This window comes from Telluria sp. GW821-FHT07G12, assembly GCF_059418525.1.
The window spans coordinates 768,764-781,503 of the sequence record NZ_JBWKQA010000002.1; the positions used below are offsets into that span (position 1 = coordinate 768,764).

The 12,740-nt window shown below is 66.0% G+C and carries 12 protein-coding genes; 4 read left to right on the forward strand and 8 right to left on the reverse strand.

Going from position 1 to position 12,740, the window contains the following annotated elements:
* Positions 1–126: 126 nt before the first annotated feature.
* Positions 127–2,523: a TonB-dependent receptor domain-containing protein gene (locus AC07PE_RS11465; protein ID WP_498764332.1), complete on the forward strand. Its 2,397-nt coding sequence runs from the start codon at positions 127–129 to the stop codon at positions 2,521–2,523.
* On the opposite strand, the gene AC07PE_RS11470 is transcribed toward AC07PE_RS11465, so the two are convergent.
* The 8 genes from AC07PE_RS11470 to hmgA form a co-directional block, all read right to left on the reverse strand.
* Entirely contained in the window at positions 2,524–3,219 is a 696-nt protein-coding gene (locus tag AC07PE_RS11470; protein ID WP_498764334.1) for an MBL fold metallo-hydrolase, read from the reverse strand.
* A 97-nt stretch (positions 3,220–3,316) separates the two neighbouring features.
* On the reverse strand, positions 3,317–4,846 hold the full coding sequence (locus AC07PE_RS11475; RefSeq protein WP_498764336.1) for an FAD-dependent monooxygenase: 1,530 nt from the start codon (positions 4,844–4,846) through the stop codon (positions 3,317–3,319).
* Complete coding sequence (locus AC07PE_RS11480; RefSeq protein WP_498764338.1) at positions 4,843–5,298, reverse strand: DUF6691 family protein; 456 nt, start codon at positions 5,296–5,298, stop codon at positions 4,843–4,845. Before AC07PE_RS11480 ends, AC07PE_RS11475 begins: the two co-directional genes overlap by 4 nt.
* Positions 5,299–5,302: 4 nt before the next feature.
* Positions 5,303–5,734 carry a YeeE/YedE family protein gene (locus AC07PE_RS11485; RefSeq protein ID WP_498764340.1) on the reverse strand — a complete coding sequence of 144 codons (432 nt, stop codon included), beginning with the start codon at positions 5,732–5,734 and terminating at the stop codon, positions 5,303–5,305.
* On the reverse strand, positions 5,731–6,069 hold the full coding sequence (locus tag AC07PE_RS11490; RefSeq protein WP_498764342.1) for an ArsR/SmtB family transcription factor: 339 nt from the start codon (positions 6,067–6,069) through the stop codon (positions 5,731–5,733). The genes AC07PE_RS11485 and AC07PE_RS11490 overlap by 4 nt, the downstream gene beginning before the upstream one ends.
* 39 nt (positions 6,070–6,108) lie before the next feature.
* Complete coding sequence (locus AC07PE_RS11495) at positions 6,109–6,876, reverse strand: OBAP family protein (protein ID WP_498764344.1); 768 nt, start codon at positions 6,874–6,876, stop codon at positions 6,109–6,111.
* Between the two features lie 23 nt (positions 6,877–6,899).
* Entirely contained in the window at positions 6,900–8,210 is a 1,311-nt protein-coding gene (locus tag AC07PE_RS11500; RefSeq protein WP_498764346.1) for a hemolysin family protein, read from the reverse strand.
* Between the two features lie 90 nt (positions 8,211–8,300).
* Positions 8,301–9,581 (reverse strand): homogentisate 1,2-dioxygenase, encoded by a 1,281-nt coding sequence (hmgA, locus tag AC07PE_RS11505; protein WP_498764770.1) that lies wholly within the window; start codon positions 9,579–9,581, stop codon positions 8,301–8,303.
* A 131-nt stretch (positions 9,582–9,712) separates the two neighbouring features.
* On the opposite strand from hmgA, the gene AC07PE_RS11510 reads away from it, so the two are divergent.
* The 3 genes from AC07PE_RS11510 to AC07PE_RS11520 all read left to right on the forward strand — a co-directional run bounded on the left by AC07PE_RS11510 (position 9,713) and on the right by AC07PE_RS11520 (position 12,725).
* The gene (locus AC07PE_RS11510; RefSeq protein WP_498764347.1) at positions 9,713–10,618 is read left to right on the forward strand and encodes a LysR family transcriptional regulator; all 906 of its coding nucleotides are present in this window, start codon (positions 9,713–9,715) and stop codon (positions 10,616–10,618) included.
* 30 nt (positions 10,619–10,648) lie between these two features.
* The gene (hppD, locus tag AC07PE_RS11515; protein WP_498764349.1) at positions 10,649–11,728 is read left to right on the forward strand and encodes a 4-hydroxyphenylpyruvate dioxygenase; all 1,080 of its coding nucleotides are present in this window, start codon (positions 10,649–10,651) and stop codon (positions 11,726–11,728) included.
* A 169-nt stretch (positions 11,729–11,897) separates the two neighbouring features.
* Entirely contained in the window at positions 11,898–12,725 is an 828-nt protein-coding gene (locus AC07PE_RS11520) for a TorF family putative porin (protein WP_498764351.1), read from the forward strand.
* The last annotated feature ends 15 nt before the right edge of the window (positions 12,726–12,740 follow it).

Here is a 12,740-nt window from a genome sequence, read left to right on the forward strand (position 1 = left end):
GACATGTGCAAAGAGTTGTAAGTCTCGGCAACTTTTTCGGGCGTTCAGGTATGCTTCACGCTTCGTTCGCCCGGCATGGCGCCCGGTCGGCGATTCCGAGACACGTTCGACGCCTACAACAATCAAATGAACCACTCCCCACGCAAGCGCACCGGTGGTGCGTCCCGGCGCCGCCGCGCGCATTACCTGGCCCTCGGCCTGGCCCTGTGCGACCTGGTCGCGCTGCAGCCGGCACTGGCGCAAACTGCCGAAGGCGCCGCGGCACAGGCGGCCAGCCCGGCATCGAATGGCGCCGCCACCTCCGGCCAGGCCACGACCGACGGCAAGATCCAGGCCGTGAACGTGGTCGGCGAACGCCAGACGAACCGCATTGACCGCCAGGTCTACGACCCCAAGACCGATGTCAGCACCTCGAACGACAGCGCGGCCGACGCGCTCGCCAAGGTGCCCTCGGTCGGCGTCGATCCGGATGGCACGGTCTCCTTGCGCGGGAATACGAATGTCCAGATCCTGGTCGACGGCAAGCCCTCGGCTATGCTGCAAGGCGAGGGCCGCGGCCAGATGCTGCAGGCGATGCCGGCCGAAGACATCGATTCGATCGAGGTCATCAACAACCCGGGCGCCGAATTCGGCAACGAGGGCGGCGGCGGACCGATCCTAAACCTGGTGATGAAGCGCACGCGCCGTCCGGGCGGCCAGGGCACGGTGAACGCCAACTATGGCAGCGCAGGCCGCTACAACTCGACGCTGGGCGGCGGCTACAACAGCGGACGCTGGGGCATGCAGGGCCGCGTCTTCGTGCGTCACGACGGCCGCGACACGACCACCGAAAGCGATCGCGACCGCATCGATCCGCGCACCGGCGTCGACCAGCACACCAGCCAGACCGGTTCGCGGACCGGACTGAACGACATGGCGGGCTTCGCCGGCCAGGTGACATACAACCTCGGCCAGGATGACACCCTGGAGGCCAGCCTCGGCTATCAGAAGCGCGATACCGATAACCTCAACCAGAACCGCTATACGACCGCGAATAACGGGGTAGCGTACAGCGATTACCTCCGCAGCGCCAAAAGCAGCGGCGACACCACTGGTTCCAACTGGGGCGCGCGCTGGGATCACAAGGGCGAGAAAATCGGCGAGTTGTTCCGCATGGACCTGCGCGTATCGAACAGCGACACCGACAGCCAGTCGCGCTCGGTCAACGATTACTTCCTGTCCCCGCCGCGCTCGCTCGATCCGCGTTTTCCATTCTCGGGTGTCGATTCGACCAGCCAGCAATACGGTGCGACCAAGGTCAGGATCGTCGATTACACGGGCGATTACGAGAGGCCGCTCGACAGCGGCGCGATCGTCAAGCTCGGCTACAAGATCATCGACACCGACAGCCAGTTCGACAACCGCTACTTCGACCTCGACCCGGTCACCGCCGCCGAACTCGCCAACGTACGCCTCACGAATGCCTTCGAGGTCAACGAGCGCGACGCGGCGCTGTACGGTTCCTACCAGTGGAAGGTCAACGAACGCTGGGGCGCGCTGGTCGGCCTGCGGACCGAGCACACCCACATGGACCTGGACCAGATCACGACTGGCACCAGCGTGACGAACAGCTACATGAACTGGATTCCGAGCGCGTTCGCGACCTACAAGCTGAACGACACGACCAATCTGCGCTTCGCCTACGCGCACCGGATCCGCCGCGCCACCGGGCAGCAGCTGAATCCCTTCGTGGTCTACCAGGACGAGCTGAACGAGTCGAGCGGCAATCCGAAGCTGAAACCGGTGCAGACCGACTCCTTCGAGATCGGCTACGAGACCAAGGCGGGCCAGCTGAACGCCAACCTGCGCGCCTATTACCGCGTCGATCGCGACATGATTCGCAGTCGCCAGCTTGCGGTCAGCGATACGGTGCTGCTGACGACGCTTGAGAACGGCGGCAGCAATCGCGCCGGCGGCCTCGAGTTCACCTTGAACGGCAAGCTCACGCCCAAGCTGACGATCACGACCAGCGGCAACCTCGCGTTCACGGAGCAGCAACAGATCGACATCACCGGCGCTGAGTACAAGCGCTCCGCCACCTCGCTGACCGCGCGCGGGCGCATCCAGTACCAGCTCACGCCTCAGGACGTGTTGCAGGTAATGGTGAATGCGCAGGGCAAGACGCTGGCGGGCACGGGCTACCGCGAGCCTATGTCGACCATGAATCTCAGCTACAAACGCTCGCTGACGCAGACCCTGAGCCTGGTATTCAACGTCAACGACGTGTTCCGTTCGCAGAAGATGGAGACGATTACCGACACCCAGTACCTGAAGCAGCACACGATTACCCGCTACGCAGGGCGTACCGCTTTCATCGGCTTGTCCTACCGCTTCGGCGGCTTCCAGGGCGGCGGGCAGCGGCAGCGCGGCGAGGGCGGGGAAGGACGTGAAGGCGGCTGGCGCGGTGGCCCGCCGCCGGGCGGACCTGGCGGCCCCGGTGGTCCAGGCGGATTCGGTGGCGGTGGCGGCGGCCCGGGTATGTAATTACACGCTGTGCGGCAAACCCAGATTGCGGTTTGCCGGCACGGCGACGTCGATCAGCTTCGGCCGGGGCAAATTCAGCTGCCCCATCAGTGCAACGAAATCAGCGCGCGTCCGGTTCGCCAGGCGCGCGTTGTTTTTTTTCTCCCAGCCGATGGTCGATACGGACTGTCCCTTATAGTCGTGGCCAGGCCAGACCTTGGTCTCGTCGGGCAGGCCGAACAGCTTGCCGGTGACGCTGTCGTACAGTGCCTCCGCGCTGCCGCCCTGGAAGTCGGTGCGGCCGCAGCCGTCGATCAGCAGAGTGTCGCCGGTGAAGACGTTCCCTCGCCAGACGTAGCACATGCTGCCCGCCGTGTGGCCGGGCGTGTGCAGCACCGCGATCTCCTCAATCTTGCCGAAGCGGACGGTGTCGCCGTCGCGCAGCTGCAGTTCGGCCGGCGGGATGCCGCAGCCGCTCGGCACCGCGGCCTTGGCGCCGGTCAGCGCGCACAGGCGGCCGGCCGAGGTAACGTGGTCGGCGTGGGCATGGGTCTCGAGGATGTAGGCCAGGCGCAGGCCGAGGCGCTCGATGTGGGCGAGATCGCGCTCCCAGTGCTGGTCGACCGGGTCGATGATCGCCGCTTCCTTGTCGCCGGGGCCGGCGATGATGTAGGTGAAGGTCGAGGAGACGGGGTCGAAGAGCTGGATGGGGTTCATGCCGATGTCTATACAGGTTGGATAGAGGCGCATAGTGCCATGGCGGGGCCATACCGGCAAGATACCGCCGTCGTTCCCGCTTTCGCGGGGATGACGGTCAGCTTGCGAAGCGCCGGTAGCCGATCTCACGGAAGTAACGCTGCAGTGCCTCCGGCTTCCCGCCCGCATCCGCGCAGCCCACATAGCCGTCCGGCCGCACCAGGTAAGCCGTATCGCGCGCCAGGCCCGCGTGCTCGTGCGCGCGCTCCCAGTCGAACACGTGCAGCGGCAGCCCCGCATGGTGGCACCAGCCCGACAACGCGTCGGTGGCGGCGCCGTACACGTGCACCTGCCAGTCCACCGTGCCGGTCGGCGCGAAGTTGTCGATGGCCGCGCCGGCCGCCCACGGCAAGCGGTCGCCGCCCTTCACCTTGCCGGCGGCCGTGCCGCTCAGCGGGCTGTGATGGTAATTCACCATGCACTGCGAGATCACGCGGAACATGAATTCCTTGACCGCGTCGACGCTGTAGGCGGCGCTGACGAACAGCGGTGCGATACGGGTGCGGACGAAGTTTGCAAAGCTGCCTTCGGCGCTGACAAAGGTGAACAGGCGGTCCGTGGTTTCGACCAGCGTGCGTGCGAAGGCGATCCTCTCGGTTTCGTAGCTGTCGAGCAGGCTGTCGTCCGCTTCGCCGCGCAGCACGGCCTTCAGCTTCCAGGCCAGGTTGATCGCATCGCCGATCCCGGTGTTCATGCCCTGGCCGCCGGCCGGGCTGTGGATGTGGGCGGCGTCGCCGAGCAGGAACACGCGGCCGTGGCGGTAGTGGTCCGTAACGCGGTGATGCACCTTGTAGGTCGAGAACCAGTTGACTTCGGCCACCTCCAGGCCGAGGTTGTGCAGGGCGCGCCCGCGGACGTCGTCGAAGCCGAGCGCTTCGGGATGCGCTGCGCGCTCGTCGCGTATCGTGCCGATCAGGCGTCCGCTTCCATCGTTCGAATAGGAGAACAGGGCCAGGAAGTCGGCGTCGTCGAGTGCGATATGGATTTCCCCATTGGTGGGCCCGCCCGTGGTCCTGACGTCGGCCACGTAGAACAGCTGGTCGTAGGTGCCACCTTCGAAACTCGCCCCGACCGCGTGACGGACCGGCGAATGGGCGCCGTCGCAGCCGGCCAGGAACAGAGTTTCGCAGGTTTCCTCCCTGCCGTCCGGCCCGCGCAGGCGTATCACGATGTGGCCGTCCTCCTGCTCGAAATACAGCATCTCGGTCTCGCGCTCGACCTCGACACCCATCTGCTGCAGATGCTCGACCAGCAGGCGCTCGTGCCGGTCTTGGGGGTACATGAGGACGTAGGGATAGGGCGTCAGGGTGGCGCCGGCGTCGCTGAAGGACACATGGGCGCGGCGTTCGCCCTTGACCCAGAGGCTGATGGCAGGGTTGATGTGCCCCTGTGCGACCACTTCGCCGGCAAGGCCGATCTGGCCGTAGAGCTCGAGCGTCCGCGCCTGTACCGCGACCGCGCGCGAGGTCGTTCCCGGCGCCGCGGTCTTGTCGACGATGCGCACGTCGACGCCCTGGCGGGTGAGGTAGAGCGCAAGGGCCAGGCCGGTGGGGCCGGCGCCGGCAATCAGGACTTCGCTCCGCTTCATGGGGCCTCCGTTGCGGGGTGCAGGCGGGACGCGCGCCAGGCCGCGATGCGCTCGCTGACTTCGAACACGGCCATCCCGGCGATCATGGCGGCCACGAACAGCAGCGTCGGCCAGCCGCCCACGCCCAGGCTGGTCAGTGCCGGGCCGGGACAGTAGCCGACCAGGCCCCAGCCGACGCCGAAGATGGCGGCGCCCAGCAGCAGCCGGCCGTCGACGCGCGCGGCGCCGGGCATGTGGATGGTGCCGCCGAAGACGGTGCGGGCACGCGCGCCGCCGATGCGGAAGGCGATGGCGGCGACCAGGATCGCGCCGACCATCACGAATACGAGCGAGGGATCCCAGCGCCCGGCGACGTCAAGGAAGGCCAGCACCTTGGCGGGATTGCTCATCCCGGACAGGATCAGGCCGGAGCCGAACAGCAGGCCGGCGATAAAGGCAGTCAGCATGGGCATGGCATCATCCTAAAACGTGACGGATCACGAAAACGGTGGCGAAACCGGCCAACATGAAGCAGGCTGTCGCCGCCAGCGAGCGCTTTGATGCGCGGGCGATGCCGCAGACGCCGTGGCCGCTGGTGCAGCCGGAGCCAAAGCGGGTGCCGATGCCGACCAGCAGCCCGGCTACCGCCAGCAGTGCCGGCGAGTGGTCGATCTGGGCCGGCGGCATGGCCTGCATCGCCAGCCAGATCAGCGGCGCAGCGAGCAGACCAAGCAAAAAGGCCAGGCGCCAGCCGATGTCGCCGCGCGCAGGCCGCAGCAGGCCGCCGGCAATGCCGCTGATGCCGGCGATGCGGCCGTTGGCGAGCAGCAGCAGGGCGGCGCCGAGGCCGATCAGCAGGCCGCCGGCCAGCGAGGCCAGCGGGGTAAAGTGAAGCCAGTCGATGTTCATGCCGATTCCTCCTGCTTGCAATAAAGCTGGTACAGCAGCTGCATCACGGCCAGCGCTTCGTCGCTGGCGATGCTGTAATAGATCTGCTTGCCTTCGCGGCGGGTGGCGACCAGGCCCTCCTGGCGCAGCACGCCCAGCTGCTGGGACAGCGAAGGCTGGCGCATGCCGAGTGCGCTTTCGAGCTCGCCGACCCGCTGTTCGCCCCGAGTGAGCTGGCACAGCAGGAGCAGGCGGTCGGGGTTGGCGAGCGCCTTCAGCAGCGCGCCGGCACGGCCCGCCGCCGCACGCATGGCGGCCGGATCGAAGTCCGGCGTGGAACGGATATCGTCTTTCATGGCTTCAGTCTATCAAACTATATTATATAATTCAATAGACTATTGCTGGGTTCGGCTGTCGCTGACGCCTGGAATCTCCTGGCTGGCGCGCCCGAACTTGCCCTTCAGGTCGTCCACGCCCGACTGCGGCCTGGCCAGCTTGCCCAGGTCCGCGCGTTTCTTGCGCTTTTCCGCTGTCCGGATCTTCATGCGGGTGTCGCGCTCCTCCTGCAGGTTGGGCAGCATCTCGCCGTCGCGGTTAAAGGACCAGGCCAGCATCGCCGGGCCCAGCGGCAGGCTGTCGCCTTCCTTGCCGTTGGCGCCCGTGTTCCAGACGTGCCAGGTCTTGCCGTAGCTATTCATCTTCTTTTTCATGAGCTCATGCTCGGCGGCGTCCGGGATGCCGGGCGCGACCAGCTGGCCGCTGAGGATTTCGCCGTTGTGCGGATGCCAGAAGCGGCGCTCTTCCTGGGGCAGGGTGTTGAACAGCTTTTCGGAGATGATGTATTCGATGCCGTTCAGGTTGGCGGTGGCCGTGTTGCCGTCGAACAGGGCGCACTGGGCCAGGTCTTCGTTGACCTGGCGGCAGAAGTGGTGGGCCTCGACCTGCTGGTCCGGCTGGTCCTTCATCGGGTGGAATCCGTTCAGGTAGATGTCAAACTTCGCCAGCGGCGCATTGCGCTGCAGGAGTTTGGCGCCGGCTTCCAGCGCGCGTGTCTTGGGCGCCTTGGCCTCGCCGGCGGGTGTGACCTGGGGTTTGGAGTCCTGCGCTGCGGCTGTTGCCGATGCCGTCACGAGGGCAGCGGCGATGAGCTTGTTGACCTGCATGTGACCTCCTTGTGGGTTGAGGTTCAGGTGGCGGCAGGCCTCGCCGGCATCACCAGCAGCCGGTCGATGCGGTTGCCGTCCATGTCCACGACTTCGAAGCGCCAGCCTTCCCAGTCCAGGGTTTCGCCGGGCTTCGGAATGTAGCCGAGCTGGTAGAGGATGAAGCCGGCCAGCGTGTGGTAGGCGTCGTCGCCTTCGTCGGGGAATTTCAACGCGGCGCCGGTCAGGTAGCGGAAGCGGTCGAGCACCATGCCGCCGTCGACCAGCCAGCTGCCGTCTTCGCGCTGCACCGCGTCCGGCGCTTCCTCGTCCTCCACCGCCGGCACTTCGCCGACCAGGGCCGTCATGACGTCGGTGAGCGTGATCATGCCCTGGATCTCGCCGTACTCGTCGACGACCATCGCGAGTTCCGCGTGGTTCTTCTTGAGCTGCTCGAGCAGGTCGATGGCACTCACGGATTCCGGCACGTAGAGCGGCACGTCGAGCTCGGCCTCGATGTCGATCTGCTGCAGCGAGCCCTTGCGGATCGCCTGGCGGAACAGGTCGCGCACGTTGACGATGCCCAGCACCTGGGAACGGTCGCCGCGGTAGACCGGGAAGCGGGCGTAGGGAATCTCGGCCAGTCGCGCCAGGTTGACTTCCAGCGGCTCGCCAAGGTCGAGGAATTCGAGGTCGACGCGCGGCGTCATCAGGGCGCGCAGGTGCCAGTCGTCGAGGCGCAGGGCGCGCGCCGCGATGTCGTATTCGGCCTTCTCGAACACGCCGGCGTCGGTGCTCTCCTTGATCATGCCGGTGACTTCTTCCTCGGTCGGCGTCTCGTCCTTGTGGTGGCGCATGCCGAGCAGGCGCATGATGAAGTCGGTGGTCAGCGACAGCAGCTGCACGAAGGGGTGCATCAGGCGCGACAGCTGGCGCAGCGGGCGCGCCACGCGCGAGGCCAGCACTTCCGGGTAAAGGATGGCGATGCGCTTGGGAACCAGTTCGCCCAGCACGATGGAGGCGAAGGTGATCGCCACCACCACGATGGTGAGGGCGACCGGCCGCGCATAGCTCTCGGCCATGCCCATCGCCGTCAGGCTGGGCGCCAGGCGCGCCACCAGCGAGGCTTCGCCGAAGGCGCCGTTGAAGATGCTGATCAGGGTGATGCCCACCTGGACGGTGGAGAGGAAGCGGCTGGGATCGTCGTTCAGTTTGATGGCGCTGCGGGCGCCGGTGCTGCCGTCGAGCGCCATCTTTTCGAGACGCATGCGTTTGGCCGAGACCACGGCCAGCTCCGACATCGCGAAGATGCCGTTGAGCAAAATAAGGGCAAGAATGATGATGATGTCGGCCATGCAGGTCCTGTCGGTTGTCGGCCTGATCATCGCACGGCGGCAATCGTGCGCCAACTCGCGCACGATTGACCTCAGCCGTTATTCAAGGTTTTAGGGCTGATTTGGCGAGAAATGCTTGCCGATCCCGGCCCAGCAATCCTGGTAATTCGCCTGCAGCTGCGGCGAATTCAGCGCATGGTCGGTCGCCGCGATCGGCGTGCGGGTCTCGAACATGAATGCCATCGTATCCGTCACCTTGTGCGGCTTCGAGGTATCCGCGCTGCTGGCCTTGTCGAAGGTCGAGGCGTCCGGGCCGTGGCCGCTCATGCAGTTGTGCAGGCTGGCACCGCCCGGCACGAAGCCCTCCGCCTTGGCATCGTAGGCGCCGTGGATCAGGCCCATGAATTCGCTGGCAACGTTGCGGTGGAACCAGGGCGGGCGGAAGGTGTCTTCGCCCACCAGCCAGCGCGGCGGGAAGATCACGAAGTCGAGGTCGTCGACGCCCGGCGTGCTGGTGGGCGAATGCAGCACCAGGAAAATCGACGGGTCCGGGTGGTCGTAGCTGATCGAGCCGATGGTGTTGAAGTGGCGCAGGTCGTATTTGTACGGCGCATAGTTGCCGTGCCAGGCCACCACGTCCAGCGGCGAATGCTTGATAGGCGCCGACCACAGCCTGCCGCCGAATTTGGCCAGCAGTTCGAAATCGCCCTCGACATCCTCGTAACGCGCCACCGGCGACAGGAAATCGCGCGGATTCGCCAGGCCGTTGGAGCCGATCGGGCCCAGGTCCGGCAGGCGCAGCAGGGCGCCGAAGTTCTCGCAGATGTAGCCGCGCGCCGCACCGTCCGGCAGGTCGACGGCAAAGCGCACGCCGCGCGGGATCACGGCAATCTCTTGCGGCTCGATCGCCAAGAGGCCCAGTTCGGTGGCGATGGACAGGCGGCCCTGCTGCGGCACGATCAGCAGTTCGCCGTCGGCGCTGTAGAAATAGCGGCCCTTCATCGGCTGGTTGGCGGCGTACAGGTGGATGGCGCAGCCTGCCATCGCGCCCGGCGAGCCGTTGCCGGCCATGGTCACCAGGCCTTCGACGAAGTCGGTCGGTGCATCGGGCATGGGCAGCGGGCTCCAGCGCATCTGGTTGGGCGAGGCCGCAAGGCCGTCGAACGAAGCGACGATGCGGGTGCGTTCGACCGGCTTGAAGGCCCCGTGCATGGCCGCAGGGCGGATCCGGTACAGCCAGGAGCGGCGGTTGTGGCTGCGCGCGGCGGTGAAGGCCGTGCCGGAGATCTGCTCGGCGTACAGGCCGTAAGCCACGCGCTGCGGCGAGTTGCGGTGCGCCGGCAGGGCGCCGGGCAGGGCTTCGGTGGCGAACTCGTTGGCGAAGCCGGACATGTATCCGTGGGTCAATGCAATCTCCTGGTGATCGGTGTGACGTTTTTGTCACTGTAGAGGAGACCAGCCAATTTTACGAGATGAATATAAAAATGTAGACTATTCATTACATCAATAAGACTATCGAGCGCATGATCGAACCGTCTAGCATCGACCTGAACCTGTTGTCCGTGTTTCAGGAGGTCTACCGCGAGCGCCAGATTTCGGGCGCGGCGCGCCGCCTCGGCCTGACCCAGTCCGCCGTCAGCAATGCGCTGGCGCGCCTGCGCCGCACCTTCGGCGACGAATTGTTCGTGCGGACCGCGCACGGCATGCAGCCGACGCCGCTGGCGCAGCAGATGGCCGAGCCGATCGGCGCCGCGATGGCCCAGGTGGCCCTGGCGCTGAGCCAGCGCAGCCGCTTCGAGCCAGGCACGAGCACGCGCCGCTTCACGCTGGCGATGACCGACGTCGGTGAGGTCTACTTCATGCCGGTGCTGATCGAGCGTTGCCGCGCTCTCGCGCCGACGGTGGAGATTTCTTCGGTGCGCGCGAATGCGCTGACGCTGAAGGACGACATGGAGACGGGCAGGGTGGACCTGGCGATCGGCGCCTTCGAGGAGGTGTCGGAAGCCTTGTACCAGCGCCAGCTGTTCCGGCAGCCTTTCGTCAGCATGTTCCGCAAGGGGCATCCGCTGGCGACGGGAACCGTGGACCTGGCGCGCTTCGTGCAGGCGACGCATCTGATCGTGGACGCGGCCCAGAGCCCCTACGACCGGATCAACGCGCTGCTCGAGAAGGCCGGCGTGACGGCCCAGGCGAGATTCAGGGTGCCGCATTTCACCGCGGTGCCGTATATCGTGAGCGCCAGCGACCTGGTGGTGACGGTGCCGCAGAAGCTGGCCGAAAGCGCCGCGGCGCCGTTCGGCTTGAAATGGATAACGCCGCCGCTGGAGCTGCCGACCCTGCAGACCAACGTGTTCTGGCACCGGCGCTTCAACCACGACCCCGGCGTGCAATGGTTGCGGGGATTGATCGCGGACGTGTTCGCGGAGTAGTACATAATTAATGAGATAGAGGACAAGACAATGGCTGACCTGTTTGAGAATCCGATGGGCCTGATGGGCTTCGAGTTCGTGGAATTCGCTTCGCCGACCCCGGGCCTGCTCGAGCCGATCTTCGAGAAGCTGGGCTTCACCAAGGTGGCCGTGCACCGCTCGAAGGACGTGGTGCTGTACCGCCAGGGCGAGATCAACTTCATCGTCAACAACGAGCCGAAGTGCGCCGCCGCCTATTTCGCGGCCGAGCACGGCCCGTCGGCCTGCGGCATGGCCTTCCGCGTCAAGGATTCGCACAAGGCCTATGCGCGCGCGCTGGAGCTGGGTGCGATCCCGATGGAGATTCCGACCGGCCCGATGGAGCTGCGCCTGCCGGCCATCAAGGGCATCGGCGGCGCGCCGCTGTACCTGATCGACCGCTTCGAAGACGGCAAGTCGATCTATGACATCGACTTCGAATTCATCGAAGGCGTGGAGCGCCATCCGAAGGGCCACGGCCTGCAGATCATCGACCACCTGACCCACAACGTCTACCGCGGCCGCATGACTTACTGGGCCGGCTTCTACGAGAAGCTGTTCAACTTCCGCGAGATCCGCTACTTCGACATCCAGGGCGAGTACACCGGCCTGACCTCGAAGGCGATGACGGCGCCGGACGGCAAGATCCGCATCCCGCTGAACGAGGAATCGCAGGCCGGCGGCGGCCAGATCGAGGAGTATCTGCTGAAGTTCAACGGCGAGGGCATCCAGCACATCGCCCTGCTGACCGAGGACATCTTCGCCACCGTCGACGGCCTGCGCGCCGCCGGCATCCCCTTGATGACCGCGCCGCCGGAAACCTATTACGAGATGCTGGAAGCCCGCCTGCCGGGCCACGGCGAAGACATCGAGGCCCTGAAAACGCGCGGCCTGCTGGTCGACGGCAAGGTGGAAGACGGTTCGAAGCGCCTGCTGCTGCAGATCTTCTCTGAAAACCAGCTGGGTCCGGTGTTCTTCGAATTCATCCAGCGCAAGGGCGACGAGGGCTTTGGCGAGGGTAACTTCAAGGCGCTGTTCGAGTCGATGGAGCGGGATCAGCTGAAGCGCGGCGCCCTGAAGACTGCTGCTTGATTCCACTTTAGCTTTTCAGTCTGTCATTGTTCACTACCGAAAGTGTTGTATGCGCACCGCATATCCTCACTTTCGGTAGATTCTCCCGGGCGATCCGCGCAAATCCGCCGCCGATCCCTCTAGAATTGCCGTGTGGAATCTCTCCACGCCACCCCACACGGACAATCCCATGCATCCAGCACACTGGCTCGCGCCCTGCGCAGCCCTGCTGCTGGCGGTTGCTTCGCCGCTAGCCCATGCCACTGACGCCAATAACGGGCCCTATGCCGCCGCCATCGAATCCGCTCTCGCACCTGCGCCCCTGAGCGCGCGCGTGACCGTCGCCTCGCAATACGTCTCGCGCGGCATCCGCCAGAGCTGGGGCCGGCCCGCGCTGCAGGCGGGCGTCGACTACGTGCGCCAAGATGGCTGGCGCGCCGGCGCCTGGACCTCGACCGTGGACAATCGCTTCATCGACAACGGCTCGGTCGAGATGGACGTCTACGCCGGCTACAGCCGCGCCGTCGGCGACTTCGGCTACAGCGCCCGCGCCACCTGGTATCACTATCCGGGCGCGCGGGTGCAGGGCAGCAGCATCGGTTTCGACTACGGCGAACTGACGGCGGGCCTGAGCTGGAAGACGCTCTACGCCAAGTACAACTACACCTTCACCCGCGACTTCTTCGGCGTGGCGGATGCGCGCGGCACGGGTTATCTCGATCTCGGCGCGAAGCACGAGTTCGGCCCGGGACTGCTGCTCAAGCTGCACGCCGGCGATGGCCGCGTGGCCGGCAGCGGCAACGGCGTGTGGAACTGGCGCGATCTTGCCGCCGGCCTGAGCACCCGGCTGGAAGGCGGCTGGACCGTGGCCGTGAACCTGACCCGCGCGATCGGCGGCGCCGGCGGCACCGGGGTCTACGACCGCTACAGCACCGGCAACGTGCGCGCCGACAGCCGTCCCTGGGCCGCGAGCGCCGGCCGCCGCTCCATGGTGTTGAGCCTGACCCGCCGCTTCTGATAGTTCTGCTATCCT